This window comes from Sanyastnella coralliicola, from assembly GCF_030845195.1.
Taxonomy (GTDB): domain Bacteria; phylum Bacteroidota; class Bacteroidia; order Flavobacteriales_D; family Sanyastnellaceae; genus Sanyastnella; species Sanyastnella coralliicola.
This window is the reverse complement of sequence record NZ_CP132543.1, coordinates 1,084,895-1,106,638: the sequence shown is the minus strand read 5'-3', so window position 1 is coordinate 1,106,638 and position 21,744 is coordinate 1,084,895. Positions and strand designations below refer to the sequence as shown.

The window sequence follows — 21,744 nt, the reverse complement described above, 5'->3', positions numbered from 1 at the left end:
TCTATTGCATCGTCTCTCTCCTTACGTCCGCAATTCGGTTTACCGATTCTGATCAATCAAATGGTTCAATCACCTTTGACTACTTGCAGGTATGTATGACTATGGAGGCGCATATAGATAAGTCCTCATTCACGCAACCATAGCTTCATACCATGGCTGCAAATCTCAGAGCTTCCAAACGCACAATGGTCTCATTGATGCAAACAGAGACATATCTGCTGTTTTTGGTACTATAGTGCTTCTATTTACAGGTGATTGAGACGATTGTGCGCGAGACTTTTTTGCTCAGTTCATCGATGCGAGGTAGGTTTGATTGATTATGTACTCCTGCTATAAAAACTTTCGGGAAATTGTCTTTCTTCTGTTCGGGTGTCTATTCTTATACTCGAATAGTGCCGTTGGTCAAACTGAAGAGGAGCTTCTGTGTCGTCTAGATACAGCATCATCTGAATCGTCAAAATCTTTCGTTTATGGCCAACTCGGCATGCATTTTTTGATGGAACCCGAGAAGGGTTTGGCATACGCGGCGATGTCTTTGGAAGCAGCAGAGAAGAGTCAAGATCTGAAGGCCATTGCGGATGCTCATTTTTTAAGAGCGTACGTCTATTTTCATAATAGATTATACGTTGAGTGCCAGCAACCCTTTGAACGAGCGTTCAAGTCATATGAGCAACTAAAGGATGAGCAAAACATGACCTATGTCTGTTACTATGTAGGTTATGCACATCATGACAGAGGTGATTTACTCACGGCCATGTCGTGGTTTCAGAAAGGACTACAAATAGCTGAGTCTTCGGAAGACCAACGACTCATCAATATCAGTCTCAATGCGAAAGGGCCACTCCATTGTATGCTTCATGAGTATGATGAAGGATTGGAAAGTGGGAAGCGAGCACTGGAAATCGCGGAAGAAAACGGCTTCAACCTCAGTTCGACTTATAATCAAGTAGCCTTAATCCAACGCATGGTTGGTAACTATGGTGAGAGCAAGCGGTTACTGAATCTATCATGGTTCCATCAAGGTGAGGACGCAAATTATAAGAACAAGGCTGCTAACCTTGAAAATCTGGGAGAAGTATTCCTTCGCATGGGTCGATTTGACTCCACCCTTTCCTGTTATGCTGACTATCAACAAGTTGCATCTGAAAACAAAGACTTATATCTGGAAGCACGAGGCTACCTTCATCTCGCTGAATTCCATCTTGAGTTAGACAATCTTGAAGAAGCCGAAACCAACGCCTTTCGCGCATTACAACTCCACGAGGAACGGATTGATTCTTTGACAGCCCTCGATTTAATTGTAAATATTCTCATTGAGCAGAACGAACTTGGAGAGGCCTCTCGGAACCTGAAGCTTGCTGAAACATTAACTCGAACATTGAATCTGTCTGGTCAGCAAATTTCGAACTTGAACCATGCTGGAATGATTGATTCGAGAAATTCTGATCACCATTCCGCGCTAGCGAATTTCGAAAACGCGTTGAACCTCGCAAATGAACTAGGTCATAGAGAATCTCTTCCTGAGACCTATCTCAACCTATCAAACGCGCATTTTTCCCTTGGCCAAATTAAAGAGGCATCTGCTTATGCGGACAGTAGCCTTATTGTTTCTAGAAGGAGTCATTACCGTCAAAAACTAGATGAAATCTATCGAATCAAGGGGTTTTGCGAGGAAAAACTAGGAAATAGTCAAAAGGCTCTGGAAACCTTCCATCAATATGTAGCCATCAAGGATAGCTTGTTCAGCATTGAAACGGAAAAGGAACTCGCCAAGCTTGAAATTGAATACAAGGTTAGAGAACAGCAAGCCGAAAATGCCCTCTTGAAAGCGGAAGGACAAATCGACGATGCCAAGATTGAACAGCAAACAACCATTGCTATCGGCTTGGTGATTATCATTTTACTCATCACGGCTATTTCAGTCATCCTCTACCGAAATAATTCACGGAAAGAAAAGCTTAACGAACAACTCGAGCTAGAAGTCCAGCAGCGCACCAAAGAACTAACTGAACGAAGCGAAGAATTAATGGAGATTAGAAAAGCCCAAGAGCTTCAAGTGGCGAAGTCTAGGTTTTTTGCGAATGTATCACACGAATTTCGAACTCCTCTCACCCTTATTCAAGGAACGCTGGATACTGTCGTGAACGGACAACAAGTGAGTGGACAAGTGAAACTGAGTTTAGAAAGGGCACAGCGCAATGGCAAACAACTGCTAAAGCTGATCACAGAGCTGCTTGATATCACTCGACTTGGAACGCAGGAATTACCCGTTGATTTACGTGAATTTCATCTAGGCGAACTGATTGAAGACCTGATCGGGAATCTTGAACCGTTGGCAGAACAAAAGGGAATTATACTTTCAAACACGGTTCAAGGAAAGCGAAATGTGGTCATCAAAACGGATCAATCTAAGCTCACCAAAATCGTCAACAATTTACTTTCCAATGCCGTCAAATTCACTCCGCGAAACGGGAACATTGAGCTCGAAATTTTAATTAAGAACGAGGTTCTCTCCATTACAGTGAGTGATGATGGATTGGGTATTCCCACCTCGGAACTTGAGTTAATTTTTGAGCGCTTCTACCAGGTAAATCAATCAGAAGCCGTTTTGGCAAAAACAGAAAACTACCAACCCGGATCAGGAATCGGGTTATCACTCTGTAAAGAATACGTCGAACTACTTGGAGGACAGATTGGGGTTAAAAGTCCTGGTAAGTTTTCTACCGGATCTTCCTTCTGGATTAAGCTTCCAATTGAAATTCTTAATGAGACTCACCAGACAGAACAACGACCGGATGAAAGAAGCATAGTCGAAGCCACGTCAGAGGGAGTACGTCTTCCTCGCTTGAACCATGAGTTGTTGGTAGTAGAAGACAACTTCGACCTTCGTGAATTCTTGAAGGAAACGCTTTCTGTGCACTATCGAGTCAAGACTGCAGAAAATGGACAAGAGGCCATTCATTTATTAAAAACTTCTGAGAACCTCCCTTCCCTCATCATCACTGACGTGATGATGCCTGTTATGGATGGGTTTACATTCATAGAAAAAATTAAATCAAGTGATGAGTTCAGGCACCTACCTACCATGGTATTGACCGCCCGAGCTGACCTTCGCGACCAGTTAAATGCTTTACGGATTGGTGTCGATGATTATATCACAAAGCCTTTCCAAGAGACTGATCTCAAAAGACGAATAGACCAGCTGCTTGGCATGGTTGAGTACCGTACCTCTGCCCAGCAAGAAAATCTGATTGGTTCCTCAACAGAAGAAACAAACGGAAACAGTCCGCAACTGTCTCGAGAAGACCACAATTGGCTGCGATTGCTTGAAGAACAAGCACTTCAACTGGTAACTGATTTCAACTACACGGCAGAAGATCTTGCTTTTTCACTCGATATGAGTCGGGCTAATTTCTTTCGTAAGGTCAAGAAAATCACAGGACTAACAGTAAATCAATACATCAAAGAGTTCCGATTGCAAACGGCGAGAAGACTGTTAGAAGAAGGGAAAGTCAATTCAGTCAAGGAGTTATCATACACTGTAGGCTTTAAACACGTCAATTATTTCTCTACAAGTTTTGAAAACCGTTTTGGACAAAGGCCTTCCGCGTATTTGACGAATGGATAACCATTCAAAACTTGTGGGATATTTTTAAAAATGGTTTGAGCTAACTTACGTCTGATTTACATCAAACATTCCATGGCTGAGCCCAACCGCTACCGTAACGAAATCGAATCGCTGAAAGCTCATTGCGAGATCGTTGAACTTCGCAGGAATGACGCGCGCTTGGCAGTTTCACCATCCTTGCAAGGACGTGTCTTGACCAGTGCTATTAATGACAAATTACCAGGCTTTGGCTGGATTAATCATGAACTCATAGCATCCGGTGAATGGCAAGCGCATATCAATGCCTATGGTGGTGAAGATCGCTTTTGGATTGGTCCAGAGGCAGGACAGTTTGCTTTGTTCTTTGAGCCTGGCGCTCCTTTCGAATTCGAGCATTGGCAGACACCAGCTTGTGTTGACTCGGAAGCGTTTGAATTAGTTGAACGATTTGAAGATCGACTTCAATTAAGGAAGGATTGTCAGTTCAAGAACTACCAAGGACAAGCATTTGACATCCGAATTGAACGCGAAATCGTGTTGCATGATCAACGTGAGATTCAAGAAAAGTTAGGTATTGAAGCCTTGGATCATCTTGAATATGTTGCCTTCAGTAGCTTCAATCATATTATCAATCGCTCTTCTGAGGCTTGGAGCAAAGAAAGTGGTCTCCTCAATATTTGGATTCTAGGGCAATTCAAGACCTCCCCTTCTTGTTGGGCTATCGTTCCGAAAGCAACAGGATCCCAAATCAACACCAATTACTTTGAAGCGGACCTTTCAAAGCGATTATTTGACCATGGAGATCATGCATTGTTTTGTCTTGATGGGTCGATGAAGGCCAAAATCGGGCTAGCGCCGAATCACGATCGGAATATCTTAGCCAGTTACGACAGTGAAGCGAAGTGTTTAACATTAACTATTTACGATACCGATAAGTCATCGCCTTTTCTTTGTTCCGAATGGAATCATCAAGAAGCACCTTACGAAGGTGACGTTCTGAACGTCTACAACGACGGTCCCAACCCAGATGGATCAGTTTTAGGTCCGTATTATGAATTGGAAACCTCCTCTTCTTCGCGAGAATTAAAGGAGGGTGAAAGAATTTCTCACCAACATAGCACCTATCATTTTGTTGGCGAAGAGACCAGACTCATTGAGTTACTTCATCAACTCACCGGAATTCGTCCAGAATTACCATGATGCAAAAACGAGCATCGTTCTCTGTTCACAATCGATTTTAGGGAATTGCATTTCACAATGACAACATGAAATGCTGTGTTCACAATTGCATTTCGAACTTCTCTGTTCACAATGACAAAATGAAACGCTGTGTTCACAATTGCATTTCAAACTTCTCTGTTCACAATGACAAAATGAAACGCTGTGTTCACAATCGCATTTCGAACTTCTCTGTTCACAATGACAAAATGAAACGCTGTGTTCACAATGAAGATTCAAGAATCACATTTCACGTTTAAAGATGATGTCACTGAAAAACCGCGATCCACAATCCGCGATCCGCAACCCTCCTCACCCAGTCACCAGCTTCTGAAGATTCAACAAGGTTTCTCGAATCGAATCTTTCGAAACCTTATTAACGATACGACAAGGTTGATTCGGAGGCTTGAGATAAAACTCATAGCGAATCAAGGTGGTGTCAGGACTTACTTCTTCAATGATCCACTTCCCTAATGATTCCTCAATTCGCTCGTCGCTTTCAGGGATGTTTTGTTCTTGATGCTCTTTAGACAGCTGAAGACAATATTGAATACTCCCCTCTCCTTCTGTCTTATGCACCTTGTAGTACCCTTTAAAGGTTTCGCTGAAGAAGAGAAACTCCGGACGAATCCGTACATAGATAATCGCACTCGATTCTGAAGTTTTTTGAACCAATCGAGAGTCGGTCACTGGTTCTTGCCATTCGTTGTACTTGCCCACGTCTTCTAGTACCTTCTGCACAGAAGCTAAATCTGCGTTCACGGTAATCTCAGCAACGAAATAATCGACATCACACCCCGGAAGATCACAACTGTGGATTTGTAGTCCCTTCATGTCGTCTTCGAGTTGAAGATCATGGAGCTTCATTTCGGTGCACTGACCATTCGCCACACAAACGAATCCAGCACAAAGCAAGGACAAAGCGAATTTCAGTAGACAGCTCATCGAGTAGTTGTTTGTTGTAGACTATTCAAGAATTGGTCCAAACCAAGATTTGAATCGGCCACAAGCAGTGTTTGGTGTTAGGGGCCAGCAGCTTGGCCAGCCGGAAGATACGAAACGTTGTGGACAAGGGACGAGAGTCGAGAGACTAGAGACCAGGGACTAGAGACTAGAGACTAGGGCCTTATTTCTAACACCAACCTAACGGACGCCGGATGCCGGACACCGGAAATCACTAAGAACCAAATACCAAGAACCTGGCCTAAAGCCTCCTATATATAAACTGAGTGGTGAACACGATAAATTCCGGCGTCCGGCATCCGGCGTCCGTTGCTTATTCCACCGCGATCTGCGTTCCGCGTTCCGCGTTCCAAATTCCGCATACTGCCTACCGCATACAGCTTACCAATTCCGGCGTCCGGCGTCCGGCATCCGTTACTTATTCCACCGCGATCTGCAATCTGCGTTCCGCTTTCTGCATGCTGCCTACCGCATACAGCTTACCAATTCCGGCGTCCGGCATCCGTTACTTATTCCACCGCGATCTGCGATCTGCGTTCCGCTTTCTGCATACTGCCTACCGCATACAGCTTACCAATTCCGGCGTCCGGCATCCGGCATCCGTTACTTATTCCACCGCGATCTGCGATCTGCGTTCCGCGTTCCACATTCCGCATACTGCATACCGCATACAACTTACCAATTCCGGCATCCGTTACTTATTCCACCGCGATCTGCGATCTGCGTTCCGCGTTCCACATTCCGCATACTGCATACCGCATACAACTTACCAATTCCGGCGTCCGGCGTCCGGCATCCGTTGCTTATTCCACCGCGATCTGCGTTCTGCGTTCCGCTTTCTGCATACTGCCTACCGCATACAGCTTACCAATTCCGGCGTCCGGCATCCGGCGTCCGTTCATTATTCAACCGCGATCTGCGTTCCGCGTTCCGCAACCCAACAACAGCTTAGTCTTCGTTCTTACTTTGCCCACCATGCTTACAAACATGTCCGGTGGTGCCGCAGAGTTGACCGAAGTAGGCCACCTTGTGTTGTTGAGGGAAAGCTGGGCGATTCACCTCGAACTCTACTTCTTGAATGCCGGCGTCACATGGGATACCGAAGTTGGCTAGGAAGACCAGCATATCATCGGCGTCGACTGTTCCATCGTTATCGAAATCGGCGTTGCCGCAGTTTTCTTGGCAACCGAATTGTTCGAGGAAGACGAGAAGATCGGCAATATTCACCATGCCGTCTCCATTCAAATCTCCCTGGCAACCAGCGAGTTGACATGGAGCTACCCAGCTGATTCCGTCAAGATCCCAGAGGGGATCAATCTCCACACAGAGGTGAGTCATGGCTGTTGATGGGATATCGGCGATGCGTGGAGTTCCTGAGTAGTCAACTACCGTGATGACGTCGTTTTCATCCCAACCTGCGCCGATGATGTTTCCTTGATTGTTGTTTGGAGAGGAGTCGTTCACGATAACCGCATCGTTTCCTTCATCGAGTTTCCAGTAGCCAATTAAGCTGCTGTAGTCTGGGTGGGTATTGTCTAGCGACGAACAGTTCCAGTCTTGAATCTCCTGAGCTCCAACTACTGAATTCCATACTCGGACTTCTGCGATGGACCCTGTGAAGTCATAGCCTTGGTCAATGTCGGTTCCGAAGACTAAACCAGCGCCAGTATTGATATTCCCGATGCCGCTGATGTCGTCTTCTGCGACGAATATGCCGTCTTCGTACATCCGCATCATTCCGTCGCGATCGAAAGAAACACTCAGCGTGTGCCACTCATTGTCTGCGATAGCGCCACCGGTATTCAAGTCTACTCGACTTGAACCGTCTCCAATGTTGACCTTCCACCCTGGTCCGTTTGGAAGTACAAATGAGAAGACGAACCCTGGAAGGAATCCTGAATCCCAATCCTTATTTCCAACAATCGCCACATCGGCTGCCTGTTGCGTACGTACACGGCATTCGATGGTAAAGTCTTGAGAGGCTCCGAAGTCGAAAAGTGCATTTGGAGCGATTTCCACACGGTCATTGCTTCCATCAAAATCAAGCTGTGGAATGTTCTCGCCGAGGCAATTATCTGCCCCATTATCGATGGTTGTAGTGGGCGCTTCGAGTAGTTCGTTTGGGACGCTGTTTCCACTGGCAATGAAGAAAACACGTTGTTCGTCGATGGTAGTCCCACCGTGCGAGGTTCCGAAACCTCCGTGATCAGTAGTCAAGAGGTACAACCAATCTTCATTGGCATAGTTAGGTCGCTGTTCGATCGCTTCGAGGATTGGTCCTATGAGTTGGTCAACATTCTCGATCGCGGCAATATACTGCGGTACATCCGTAGCAAATCCATTTCCATGTCCTGCACCATCAACCTCATCGAAGTGGATAAACATACAATCAGGATCCTGTGTCGACAGGTAATTCACCGTCTGTGCACTCAACTCAGCATCAGATGAGACGTTCAAGCTGAAGTCAGTCGCTCCCTGAATGATATTGTTGTTGATCGGTGACCAATGACAGATAGAAGCCGTATGAATTGATGGATCCAGATTCTCTAGATGTGTGAAGAGCGTTGGGTAGGTATCAAAGTCGTCTTGCGAGAATCCGTTCCCCGTCACCAAGTGCTTATCAGACCAGACTCCTGTGAGGATGGAAGACCAAGCTGGTCCGCTAATGGTAATGTCATTGCTCAATGCATCCGGACTATAAAATCCGTTCGCGATAAGTCCGTCAATGTTTGGGGTATTCGCCGCTTGAAGCGCGTCGGATCTTGTTCCATCAATTCCAATAATCAGCACCTTCTTCTCCCCTTGCGAAGAAGCAGGGATAGCAAGGGCAGCGAGCAACAGGCCAGTCAATAAGTAGCGCATACGATCAGGTTAGTTCAATCCTCTCTACCATCACCTCCCAAGAACCAGCAAGACGGGTAACGACATCGTCGCTACGGAAAGGAGCGGTAGTTGAATCTGACGTTAGTGTTTGGTTTGGTGTAGTTTAAAGATACGACTTTACCGGTAGACGGTGGACTGTGGACTGTGGACGGAGGGGGCTCTGTAGAGGGGGGTGTTTTTTTTCCGGCGTCCGGCGTCCGGCGTCCGTTGCCTGTACTACCGGGATCTGCGTTCTGCGATCTGTATGCCGCATACTGCCTACTGCATACAGCTTACCAATTCCGGCGTCCGGCATCCGTTGCTTTTTCTACCGCGATCTGCAATCTGCGTTCCGCGTACCACATTGCACAAAAAAAGAGCCCCCGGTTTCCTAAGAGCTCTTTTCAAGTTTCAGCGGTCTGGATAATTCTAGGAATACCAACATTGCCGCTAATGACGTAGATTTAAGCAACACTCCAGTTGGGGTATACATCATTACCATGTTCTGGGATGATGTCAAAGTAGCCGCCACTAAAGTGGTACATGTCAAATGATTCGACTGATTATTTCCATATTATTCATCCTTGGGTCTGTACAAATTCAGGCCCAAGGATTTGAACTTTATTACAACATCGGTGAATTCGGAAATACCAACGAAGTACGCTCTTTAGAGCAATTCAACGGAAGCATTTATGCCATTGAATGGTATCCCGAACTAGCCATTACCAAATTCGACGAAGATTCTGGTGAAATGCAAGATCAACTTCTCACTGACATTTTTATGTATGTTGGATGGAGAGCAGGAACTTCAATGGATGAAGAAGGTAACATCTATATTGCTGGAGCTGGATATATTGAAAATTTGCCGAAGCTGATCAAGGTCAACCCAAACTTGAACATTGAATATGAAATTGACTTGGCGGTCATTAATGATAGTCTTTGGCATGTTGCTCACGCTTGTAAAGTCTTTGATAACAAACTCTATATTCTTCTTGAAGCGTATTATCTCGAAGATTCTGATACTTCTGAGGGTTCAGGAGATCTGATTTATCCTGGATTCGTCGTGACCGATCTTGAAGGTCAACTATTAGATGGACCGTTTTGGGTAGATACAGACAATACCGACGATTTAATGTGGCACATTGATGTCACGGAAGATGGTGTTTATTTAGGAGGCTCTAATGAACCGGTCGTTTTTGACGGAAACGACACCGATCCGTATGTAATGAAGCTCTCCCACCAAGGTGAACTTGAATGGGCTGTTGAAATCGAGGATGATCAATGGGATATGAGTTTTGACAATTTCCAAGCCGCACTCAAAGTTCATGAAGATGGATCGATATACGTTGGTTCCTTTGTAAATCCAGAGTACCCAATTCAAGAACGAGGTTGGCCGAGTATCACAAAAATATCTCCCGACGGGGAAGTATTGTGGACTCAGTTCGACCAGGAAAATCCAACATGCACTTATTGCCGATACAATGAGATCATCTTAGAGGAGGATGCAATCTACGCAGCTGGATGCTCAGCGATTAGTGGCATTCAACAACAAGGGGCACTGACTAAATTGAGCTATGAAGGTGAAACTATTTGGACCAGAACATTTGCTTACGAACTGCCTTCTGAAGAATACTATCCTGTTTATCAATTCATGGATTTAAAACGACTTGATGACGGAGGCTTCGTACTTGGCGGCACCGACCTCTTTGGTGCTGACCGAAATTCATGGATAGTCAGAACCGATGAGTTTGGATGTATTATTCCCGGATGCAGTATTGGGCTAAACGATGAACCATCTTATTCTGAAATGACCATTTATCCTAATCCAGCCTCAAACCAAATTAACATAGACCTTTCCAGGAACATCACGGGTGTATTGACCGCTGAACTCATCGACTTGCGAGGAAGACTGGTTCTTCGAACGAATCTAGTCTCAAATTCCAATGCTCCTACTTATCAAATTGAAGTAGACGATGTCCCAACCGGCTATTATCTTCTAACGCTAAGAGCTGATAGTGGGTTCTATAGCACTTCTCCCGTCGTTATCGAATAATTGTAGTTGAATCACCTAGAAGATTGGTTCGTGGTTCGTGGTTCGTGGTTCGAAAAGAACGGCATACCGCCTACCGCATACTGCTTACTATTCCCGGCGTCCGGCGTCCGGCATCCGTTGCCCATAACACCGAGGTCTGCGTTCTGTATGCCGCATACTGCCTACCGCATACAGCTTACCAATTCCGGCATCCGGCGTCCGGCATCCGTTGCTTTTTCTACCGCGATCTGCAATCTGCGTTCCGCGTTCCACATTGCACAAAAAAAGAGCCCCCGGTTTCCCGAGAGCTCTTTCAAGTTTCAGCGGTCTGGACGAGACTCGAACTCGCGACCCCCTGCGTGACAGGCAGGTATTCTAACCAACTGAACTACCAGACCATTTTACAAACCTGTTCGGAATACCCGAACCATCAATTTGTAAATCATGTATCACAACCTTTGTAAGTAAGCCGAGAGTAAATCTCAGTTGTGATACTACATCGCTTTGCTTCCAAAGCGGTGGCAAAGATAAGTCATTCTTCGTAAATCACACAAAAAAGTTCGCCTCTAAACGCACTTTTTTTTCGGCATAAGATACTTGGGGGTGATTTTCAGAGAGTTGAATTCTCAGATCAATACAACTTCTGTCGCTTGATCATGTACTCCATGAGAATTGGATTGACTCCGGCGTTGATATCTGCCTCGATGAAATCAATGTGGTTTTGACCACAGCGCACCTTTAATTCTTGATGGAAGGCACTCATTTGTTCAAGGTAAGTATCGCGGATATCTACGGGGTTAGCTTTGATTTCATCTCCACTTTCAAGGTCGACGAAAGTCATTGGACGATTATCGAAATCGAAATCAAGCTCTGTCTTCTTGTCTACTACGTGGAAGAGGATTACCTCATGCTTGTTATGACGCAGGTGCTGCAGAGCATCAAAGAGCTCATCAGCCTGTCCGCTATTGTCAAGCATGTCTGAGAAGATGATGACCAGAGAACGCTTATTCGCTTGTTCCGCGATAGCGTGTAAAGCATCCACCGCAAAAGTCTTACTCTGCTCCTTCTCTCCTACTGTGTTCAACAGTTCTTCAAGGTGCGTATAGAGGTAGCGATGGTGCGCTTGACTTGAACGTGCCTTGGTCTGCACATCTAGTTCGTCAGCAAACAAGCTCAAACCAACGGCGTCGCGCTGGCGTTTAAAGAGTTCAATCAAAGCAGCAGCAGCGTAAACGCTGAACTTGATCTTATTGAACTGATTGCCTTCTTCAGAGACCGGACCAGGGTAATACATCGAACTCGAATGGTCAATGACCAGCTGACAGCGAAGGTTTGTTTCCTCCTCGTAGCGCTTAGTAAAGAGCTTCTCTGTTCGAGCGTATAGCTTCCAGTCGATGTGGCGGGTAGATTCACCCTTATTGTACAGACGGTGTTCCGCGAATTCAACAGAGAATCCGTGGAATGGACTTTTATGGAGTCCGGTGATAAAACCCTCCACAGCTTGCTTGGCTAGAAACTCTAGTCGTCCGAGCTGTTGGAAGTAACGTCTGTCAATATTCAATGCCATCTACCTGGAATAACGTGAGGTCAAGAGATTTGTTCCGCCGTTAGGCGAGAAAAGAATGGGTATAAAAAATCCCTCCTAAAGATAAGAGGGATCTTTTAAGCTTATTCTATTAATCTTACAGAAGATTATCAATCTTCTCAGTCAGTACATTCTTAGGTACTGCACCTACAGATTTATCAACCAACTCTCCGTTTTTCAAGAAAACGATCGTTGGGATATTACGGATCCCGAATTTCGCAGAGATCCCTGGATTTTCGTCAACGTTTACTTTACCAATAACGGCACGTTCTCCGTACTCACCGTGCATTTCTTCCACGATAGGCGCTACCATACGACATGGTCCACACCATTCTGCCCAGAAATCGATCATTACTGGTTTATCTGCATTAAGGACTAGCTCCTCAAAGTTCGCATCTGTTAATTCTACAGCCATAATTCAAGCTTTGCGTGATATATGAATATCAAATGTAAATTCTTAAAACCACTGAACAAAACATTTGCCATTCCAAGTTTTGTGTCAATGTGACACGTTTTCTTGTATGGCTGTCATGCCTTGTTACTTCGTTAATATTTGGTATCGGATGGCATCCATCCTTCCTAATTCATCTACTAATTCACTGGCGAGTTCCACTCGAGCGCGTTTCGCAGGCATGGTAATCGCTGCGTTAATGTCACGAATCTCCATGGTTACCGGAACGTTACCCGGGTATTTCTCAACCAATGATGCAATATCGGTTACTAATCGGTCATCGAGCTGAGCAAGGTCAACAGTTACCTTCAACTCGCTGTTCATTCGTTCGCGAACGTCTGCCAATAGCTCAACATGGGAGATCTTGTACTCCAGCTCCCCGGTATCTCTAAATGGCTTCTCGCGAACCGTTCCTTTCAAGTACAAGAACCAATGTTCAACCAAGTACTCGCGGAATCGGATGTAGTCATCACCAAAGAGGAAGAAGCGCTCTGAGTGCTCGTAATCTTCAATGGTGAAATTCCCATAAGGCTTACCATTCTTGGCCGTGCGATGCTCTACTGCCGTGACCATGCCACCGAATGACAGTTCTCTGCCTTTATGGCTGTCAATGTCTAGCAAGACCTTCATCCCACCTGAAGTACAAAAGTGTTCCATTTCCACTCGGAAGTCATCCAAAGGATGTCCGGAAATGTAGATTCCTACGACTTCTTTCTCCTTGTTCAACTTATCCAAGACCATCCACTCTTCAGCTTCCGGAATGCGTGGTTCTGGAATCTCTACATCAGCTGATTCTCCAAAGAGACTTGTCTGCGAAGAGTTCTCTGCCTCCTGCATCGCGTTTCCATAACGGATGGCGTTTTCAATCACTGTTCTTCCCTTCTCATCTGGAGCGAAGTACTGTGAACGCTTCCCATCATCAAAGCTGTCGAAAGCTCCACCGAGGGCGAGGCTTTCGAACACACGCTTATTGCAGTCTTTCAAGTTGATCTTGCATGAGAAATCAAAGATGCTGGTGTAGCGCGACTCCTGGCGGTTTTCAACGATGCTGTTCACCGCTCCACCTCCTACTCCGCGCATAGCGCCAAGTCCGAAACGAATCGCTCCTTCGTCGTTCACGCGGAACTTGTAGGCTGATTCATTGACATCTGGACCTAGTACAGGAATTCCCATACGTCGGCATTCCTCCATGAAGAAGGTCACCGACTTAATATCATTCATGTTATTCGAAAGCACAGAAGCCATGTACTCTTCTGGGTAGTTGGCTTTCAGGTAAGCCGTTTGATAAGCTACCCAAGCGTAACATGTAGAGTGCGACTTGTTGAAGGCGTAACTCGCGAAGGCCTCCCAGTCTTTCCATACTTTCTCAAGAATCTCGCGATCGTGCCCGCGTTCATTTCCTTGGTCAAGGAACTTCGGCTTCAGCTTCGCAAGAAGATCCAACTTCTTCTTACCCATCGCTTTACGCAGGGTATCGGCTTCACCTTTTGTAAATCCTGCCAAGCTCTGCGAGAGCAACATCACCTGCTCCTGATAGACCGTAATTCCGTAGGTCTCTTCCAGGTACTCGCGCATGTCTTCGAGGTCGTAAGTAATTTCCTCTTGACCGTGCTTACGTCGAATGAACGAAGGAATGTACTCCAACGGTCCTGGACGATACAGGGCGTTCATGGCGATGAGATCGGCGAAGACCGTCGGCTTCAGCTCTTTCATGTACTTCTGCATCCCGGCAGATTCGTACTGGAAGATACCTACGGTTTCACCACGCTGGAAGAGTTCATAGGTCGGAACGTCATCCAATGGGAAGCTGTCTGGATCCAAATCAACACCGTGGCGCTCCTTCACGTTCTTTACCGCATCCTTGATCAGCGTCAAGGTCTTCAGTCCGAGGAAGTCCATCTTCAATAGACCGGCGTCTTCTGCAACGGCGTTGTCGAACTGCGTACAGGCCATGGCTGAATCTTTAGCCGTGGCAATCGGAACGAAGTTGGAAATATCGTCTGGGGTGATGATTACCCCACAGGCGTGAATTCCGGTGTTTCGCACCGTTCCTTCTAGAACACGCGCGGTATTGATCGTGCGTGCTTCGAGGTCATTTCCATTCGCCAATTCTTTGAACATCTTGGCTTTGTCTACTTCCTCTTTATTCCCTTTTAGCTTATCGCTAAGCTCCTTCCCTTCCAGCTTGAAGAGTTTCCCCAGCTTGATATCTGGGATGAGTTTGGCTAGACGATCCGCATCTGGCAATGGCAATTCAAGTACACGCGCTGTATCACGTACAGATGACTTCGCCGCCATGGTACCATAGGTGATGATTTGCGCTACTTGATTTGCACCGTACTTCTCGATTACGTAGTCAATTACTTTCTGACGTCCTTCGTCGTCGAAGTCGATATCGATATCAGGCATCGATACACGATCAGGGTTCAGGAAGCGCTCAAAAAGAAGATCGTATTTGATAGGGTCGACGTTGGTGATTCCTACGCAATACGCTACCGCGGAACCGGCTGCGGATCCACGTCCAGGTCCTACCGACACCCCCATTTCACGTGCCTTGGTGGTGAAATCCTGTACAATCAAGAAATACCCAGGGTATCCGGTGTTGGCAATGGTAGCCAACTCGAAATCCAAGCGCTCCTCGATTTCTGGAGTAATTTCATCGTAGCGTTTCCTCGCACCTTCGTAGGTCAGGTGACGCAGGAAATTGTTCTCACCACGTTTACCTCCATCTTCTTCGTCTTTCGCATCCACAAACTCTTCTGGGATGTCGAAGGCTGGAAGAAGTACGTCGCGCGCCAACTCGTATCGCTCAATTTTGTTAGCGATTTCATTGGTCGTTTTGATCGACTCAGGAAGATCAGCAAATAGCTGCTTCATCTCCTGTGGCGACTTCACATAGAATTCGTCGTTCGGGAATCCAAAACGGAACTCTCGTCCGCGTTTCCCGATATATTTCTTTGGCTTGTTTACGCTTTCAGCATCCTTCACACAGAGAAGGATATCGTGCGCTTCAGCCTGTTCTTTTCGAGTGTAGTAGCTGTTGTTGGCAGCGAAGTACTTGACATCATGCTTCTTGCAGAATCGCAGCAACACATCATTCACTGCTTGCTCTTCTTCCAGTCCGTGGCGGTTCAGCTCTGCATAGAAATCGTCGCCAAAATGCTCTTTGTACCAGACGAAAGCCTCTTCTGCCTGTTGTTCTCCAACGTTCAGAATCAAGTAAGGAACCTCAGACCACAATCCTCCTGTGGTCACAATGAGATCTCCTTTGAACTCTAGTAATGCCTCTTTGTCGATTCGAGGCACGTAGTAGAATCCATCGGTGTATGCCATGGAGGCGAGCTTCGCCAGGTTATGGTATCCTGCTTTGTTCTTTGCCAAAACCACCGTTTGATAGCCGTCGTCTTTTTGACTTCTATCCGTGCGATTGCGACAGAGGTTGAATTCACATCCAACGATGGGCGTGATATCGGCGGCCAACGCTTCGCGTACAAAGGTGAAAGCAGCCATCATGTTTCCATGATCACTAATGGCAATGGCTGGCATTTCCATTTTTTTCGCTGTGGCAACCAAATTTTTAATGTCTGATACCGCCTGAAGAATGGAGAACTGGGAGTGACAATGTAAATGCACGAATGGCTCATCCGCAAGCGCTTGATCGATTTCCGCGTTAGCGACATTACCGAGATCAGTAGCCTGCTTATCCGCTTCAAAATTCGCCGCCTCTAACTTGGGTGCTTCGTACTTGACTTGAGAAATATCCGGAATCTCTTCCAGCGTCACCACTTTGTGCGTGATTAGCCCGAAGAAACAACGAGAAGTGGCATCCACATCATACGCCGCATCGTGGGCGTCGTCGAATCCAACCCCGAAGAGTTTCTGGTGCAGTTCGGTCAGTGTAGGCCATTTGAACTTCCCTCCTCGTCCTCCAGGAATCGCACAGAACTCAGTAGCCTCATCCTTCGAATCAATGTCGATCTTTTCCGTCAACAACTCTGGTGGACGACCAACACGGATCAACTCACACCCAACGATGTTGATATCGAACTCCACATTGTGACCGACGATGTACTTCGCCTTGGCCAAATCTTCTTGGAAGGCATCAAGTACAGAAGTTAGCTCCTCCCCGTCACGCTCAGCACGCTCGGTGGTGATTCCGTGTACTTTCGCCGCGTTGAACGGAATCGTGAATCCGTCAGGGCGAACAATGATATTCCCTCGAGAGACCAGCTTACCATTTGGTTCATGGAGCTGCCACGCCAACTGCACCAGCCGTGGCCAGTTGTCAGTATCTGACATCGGAGCTTTCCAGTCTCGCGGAAGTCCCGTGGTCTCTGTATCAAAAATGAGGATCATATCAGCAAGGGATGAATATCAAAGATAGCTCACAGCACAGGGCTTTCAAGGGCGAGAATGTTAAAGGATTTGAACATGTTATCCACTGGATGTGGACCGTGGACTGTGGAGTGATTTTCCGGCGTCCGGCATCCGGCGTCCGTTAGATAAGTGAATTAGACTTCAATCGTGCTACCCAGTGTAGAATATTCGTACTACATGCCCTAGACTTTCAATCACTGGTCACCTTCGGTCCACGGTCCACGGTCTACAGGATTCCGGCGTCCGGCATCCGGCGTCCGTTGAAATTTAACTAGACCTCAACAGTGCTACCCAGTGTAGAGTATTCGTACCACTTTCCATAGACCTTCCATCACAAGTCACCTCCGGTCCACAGTCCACAGTCCACGGTCCACAATCCCATTATCCGATTCCTCCTACGTAACCTTTCCCCCTCGCTCCCAGTAAGAGAATGCAAATCCGCAAGGCTTGAAAACAATGAACATGCGATCAATTCTCGCCACCCTATGCTGTTTGGTTGTTTGGGGGACTTACGCCCAAGACGATCAACTTGATTGTGGTTCACAGGGGCTTCACGAAGAAATGTTGGAGCAGGATCCTGTGTATCACCGATCTTTCTTTGCGTTGGAGCAACGTCTGCTTCAGATGCATAATAATCCCGACCCGTCACGTAATGATGAGATCTACACAATCCCTGTTGTGATTCACATTCTTCATGAAGGTGAAGCGATTGGTCAAGGGAGTAACATTTCCGAGGAACAGATTATGAGTGCCATGACGGCGCTGAATGAAGACTTCCGCAAAATTGCTGGATCCAACGGAGACGGTGATGGTGTGGATGTTGGCATTGAGTTTTGTCTTGCGAGTCGTGATCCTGACGGTAACTCTACCACAGGGATCAACCGTGTAGACGCTTCTGTTGTTGCTGACTACGCTGAAGAGGGGATTCAAGCCACTGGAGCCAGCGGAGCAGATGAAGAAACAGTGAAGGAACTTTCTGTTTGGCCTCGTGAAGATTACATGAACGTTTGGGTCGTGAATGAAATTGAAGATAACGATGCTTTGAATGGAATTCAGGGCTTTGCTTATTTCCCAATCAACAGTGTTCGTGATGGAATTGTGGTCTTACACAATGCCTTCGGAACGACCGGTAACATCAAGCCGAACACTGCTTTGAATAGAACATTTACCCATGAGGTAGGACACTACCTAGGGTTGTACCATACTTTCCATAACACTACCGATTGTGAACCTGAGATCAGCTGCAGCACGCAAGGTGATCGCGTTTGTGATACTCCTCCAACACCGCTTGGAGGTAGTTGTAATAGTCCGGCCTGTAGCGGCACGCAACAAGTAGAGAACTACATGGATTACACGTCAGAAAGCTGCCGTAACATGTTTAGTGCTGGACAAAAAGAACGCATGCGCAACACCTTGCTTGCTGACCGCGTCTCATTGCTTGATTCATTTGGATGTGTTCCGGTATCTGCCTTAGATGCTGGAGTTACTGCGATTGCCAATCCTGTGGGGAGCAGTTGTTCACCATCCATCGAACCAGTGGTATTCTTGACCAACTTCGGTAGCACTGAGCTGACGAGTTGCGAAATCAACTACAGCATCGATAACGGAACGGCCTTCACTTATGATTGGACTGGTTCACTTGCCTCAGGAGCATCTGTAGAAGTGACGCTAGGTTCCATGACTGCCGGTGTGGGCGATCACGTGTTCGCTGCTTGGTCTGATGATCCGAACAACGGGAACGACGAAAACAGCGGGAACAACGAATCAACCAGCGACTTCAGTATCTCAGATGCTGGCGGCGTTACCCTTGAAGTGACCGTTGACTTCTTCGGATCGGAAACCACTTGGGCCGTGCTTGACGAAGGTGGCAACACCGTTGCCGAAGGTGGTCCGTACGTGAACAATCAGCAAGGAACTACATTCACTGAAAACATCTGTATTTCAGGAGGCTGTTACTCGCTTTGGATGTTTGATACCTATGGTGACGGAATGGGCTTTACTCAAGGTTCATACGTCATGTTTGATGCTGAAGGAAACGAACTGCTCTCTGGTGGTGATGACTTCGGTCTCGAGATAGAACACCCATTCTGTATCGAAGATGTGGTGGTTGAAGAGCCACCAGTTGCCAGCTTCAACGCGACCAACAACGATGGTTGTGGGGTGGTTTACGCTAACTTCTTTGACACAAGCTCGGGTTCACCAACGTCTTGGTCTTGGAGCTTCCCAGGAGGAAGTCCTTCAAGTTCAACTGCGCAAAACCCGTCGAACATTTCATACGATTCACCTGGAACCTACAACGTCAGTCTAACGGTGTCAAACGCTGCAGGTTCAGATGCCCATACACTTAACGGACTTGTTTCTGTAGGTGATGGTCCAGACATCTCATTGACCTTGATTGAACCTTCTTGTTTCAACACCAACGATGGTTCTATCAGCACGAATGTCTCTGGTGATGGTCCTTTCACTTATGATTGGAGTACCGGTCATTCAGGAACTTCGATTAGTGCCTTGAATGGTGGTTCTTACTCCGTGACGATTACTGATGCCAATGGCTGTAGCGCTATCGCGGAAGCGGATTTGGATACACCAGCACAGATTTTCGTGAACATCAACAAGGTCGACATCACCTGTAACGGTGATGATGACGGAATCGCAGAGGCCCTCGCCTCAGGAGGAAGCGGAAGCCTTTCCTATGAATGGAGCACAGGTGCTCAATCAAGCGCGATTAACGGACTAGGTCAAGGAGTATATGCTGTGACTGTTACAGACGATAATGGCTGTGAAGCAACGGCAAACACTTCTATTCAGGAACCACAAGTGCTTGAAGTAAACCTCATCGACAATGACATTTCATGTGATGGGGCACTTGGTACGGCAGTTGTAAATCCTTCAGGTGGGACCGCTCCTTACAGCATCTCTTGGAGTAACGGTGATTCAGACGAAAACACCGAAGGTCTGAACGAAGGTGACTATGACGTTACCATCACTGACGCCAACGGATGTGCTCAAGAAGATAACTTTGAAATCACTGCTTCAGCTAGCTTGAACGTCAACCTTACCGTAACAGAAATCTCTTGTAACGGAATGACTGACGGTGCTGCCGTAGTCGAAGTATCTGGAGGAACAGGAAACTACACTTACGCTTGGAGCACTGGCCACAGCTGGACAGGCATCAGCGGACGAGGTCCTGGTACCTACTCTATTACTGTTACGGACGATGAAGGATGTGACGGTTACGCAGAATTCACTTTAGAAGAACCTGAAGTACTAGAAGTGTCGGTATTCAAATCTGACATATCATGTCACGGTTTGAGCGATGGTTCAGCGACAGCCACGGCCATTGGAGGAACGGGGCCATACAACTACCTATGGTCTGACGACCAGACAGGTCCGGTAGCAGAACACCTTGAAGCAGGTGCCCTAGTCATTGATGTAGAAGATAGCCGCGGCTGTCAAACTTCAGAAGATCTGACAATAGTCGAACCGTCAGCCATCAGCGGAAGCGCTTTGATGGTCACGATGGAAACATGTGAAGGAAACAACGGTAGCGCTATCATCAACCCAATGGGAGGAACCGGCGACCTTGAAATTCTTTGGTCAAACGGAAGCACAGGCAACTTACTTGATAATGCAGCGGCTGGAATCTACACGGTTCAAGTATTTGACGACAATGGATGTAGCTTGAATTCGGAGGTGACCATTCCTTATGACTGTTTGGACGCTCCAGAAGCGACTCAGCTTGACAATCAATCGTGTGATGCTTTTGATCTGACATTGGACAACACCATTAGTTGTGACCCAGTAGCAGGTGCATCAATGTATAACTGGAGATTCATCAATGTTGCAGCAGGCATCTTCACCGAAGAATACACCACAGGAAACAACCCACATTTCGAACTAAGCAACGTGACCAACCTTGGATACGCCATGAGCGTTGACGTGAGCGTACGTGTCATGAATGAAGCTGAAGTATGGTCTGAATGGGGAGCTTCTTGTCCGATCAACATGGCGGAAGAAATTCCACACACTGCGATCACAGAAAGCGATTGTTCGCTGGGTAACATTTTAGTTGGAAGCATTATTTCAGCTGAGTACGTTACAGGCGCAGAGATGTATGAATGGAAATTCGTCTCAGATAACGAAGAGATCATCTTCGAAAGCTTCCTCAATCAGTTGACGCTGACAGAGGTAAGTGGATTGACTGAAGGAATCACATATGACATTCAAGTTCGCACGATGATAGGCGAGCTATGGAGTGCATGGGGAAGCACTTGTGCCCTCATGTATGGTAATGATAATAGTATGTTGGAGCACGGAAATGGCGACCTATCCATGGTTGTATGGCCTAATCCAAGTAACGGAGAAAAAATTTCTGTCTTTTTCCGGAACCTTCCTGGAGGTTCACCCGTAATAGAACTCGGAGTTTACGATGGAAGTGGTAAGCTCATTGAAAACAACACACTATCTAATAACACTCCCGCGAGGGAGCTTACCTACCACTTCAACGAGAAACTCTCTGCCGGAATTTACTTCCTGCAGATCCGTCTCCATGACCAAGTCTTTGAAGAGAAGTTGATTATTAAATGATATAGGGTGGAGACCAATTTACTTGGTCAATTAGAAAAGCCCGCGTCTCCTCGGAGAGCGGG

General features: G+C 46.6%; 9 protein-coding genes and 1 tRNA gene. 4 read left to right on the top strand and 6 right to left on the bottom strand.

Annotated features, from left to right (window positions below; translation table 11 throughout):
* Positions 1–496: 496 nt before the first annotated feature.
* Complete coding sequence (locus RA156_RS04660) at positions 497–3,628, top strand: ATP-binding protein (RefSeq protein ID WP_306643235.1); 3,132 nt, start codon at positions 497–499, stop codon at positions 3,626–3,628.
* Positions 3,629–3,700: 72 nt separating this feature from the next.
* Positions 3,701–4,807: a DUF6786 family protein gene (locus RA156_RS04655; RefSeq protein WP_306643233.1), complete on the top strand. Its 1,107-nt coding sequence runs from the start codon at positions 3,701–3,703 to the stop codon at positions 4,805–4,807.
* A 330-nt stretch (positions 4,808–5,137) separates the two neighbouring features.
* Here RA156_RS04655 and RA156_RS04650 read toward each other — a convergent pair whose 3' ends face one another.
* Positions 5,138–5,770 (bottom strand): SRPBCC family protein, encoded by a 633-nt coding sequence (locus RA156_RS04650; protein WP_306643231.1) that lies wholly within the window; start codon positions 5,768–5,770, stop codon positions 5,138–5,140.
* Positions 5,771–6,736: 966 nt separating this feature from the next.
* On the bottom strand, positions 6,737–8,650 hold the full coding sequence (locus RA156_RS04645; RefSeq protein ID WP_306643229.1) for an alkaline phosphatase family protein: 1,914 nt from the start codon (positions 8,648–8,650) through the stop codon (positions 6,737–6,739).
* Positions 8,651–9,200: 550 nt separating this feature from the next.
* Here RA156_RS04645 and RA156_RS04640 point away from each other — a divergent pair.
* A complete protein-coding gene (locus tag RA156_RS04640; RefSeq protein WP_306643227.1) occupies positions 9,201–10,703 on the top strand; it encodes a T9SS type A sorting domain-containing protein in 1,503 nt (500 codons plus the stop codon).
* Positions 10,704–11,006: 303 nt separating this feature from the next.
* On the opposite strand, the gene RA156_RS04635 is transcribed toward RA156_RS04640, so the two are convergent.
* The 4 genes from RA156_RS04635 to dnaE all read right to left on the bottom strand — a co-directional run bounded on the left by RA156_RS04635 (position 11,007) and on the right by dnaE (position 17,074).
* Positions 11,007–11,080 (bottom strand) — tRNA-Asp (locus RA156_RS04635).
* Between the two features lie 233 nt (positions 11,081–11,313).
* A complete protein-coding gene (locus RA156_RS04630; protein ID WP_306643225.1) occupies positions 11,314–12,249 on the bottom strand; it encodes a DUF58 domain-containing protein in 936 nt (311 codons plus the stop codon).
* 115 nt (positions 12,250–12,364) lie between these two features.
* Positions 12,365–12,682, bottom strand: coding sequence for a thioredoxin (trxA, locus tag RA156_RS04625; protein WP_306643224.1), 318 nt, complete (start codon positions 12,680–12,682; stop codon positions 12,365–12,367).
* A gap of 123 nt (positions 12,683–12,805) precedes the next feature.
* Entirely contained in the window at positions 12,806–17,074 is a 4,269-nt protein-coding gene (dnaE, locus tag RA156_RS04620; protein WP_306643222.1) for a DNA polymerase III subunit alpha, read from the bottom strand.
* A gap of 483 nt (positions 17,075–17,557) precedes the next feature.
* Between dnaE and RA156_RS04615 the strand changes: the two genes are divergently transcribed.
* Entirely contained in the window at positions 17,558–21,682 is a 4,125-nt protein-coding gene (locus RA156_RS04615) for a M43 family zinc metalloprotease (protein ID WP_306643220.1), read from the top strand.
* The last annotated feature ends 62 nt before the right edge of the window (positions 21,683–21,744 follow it).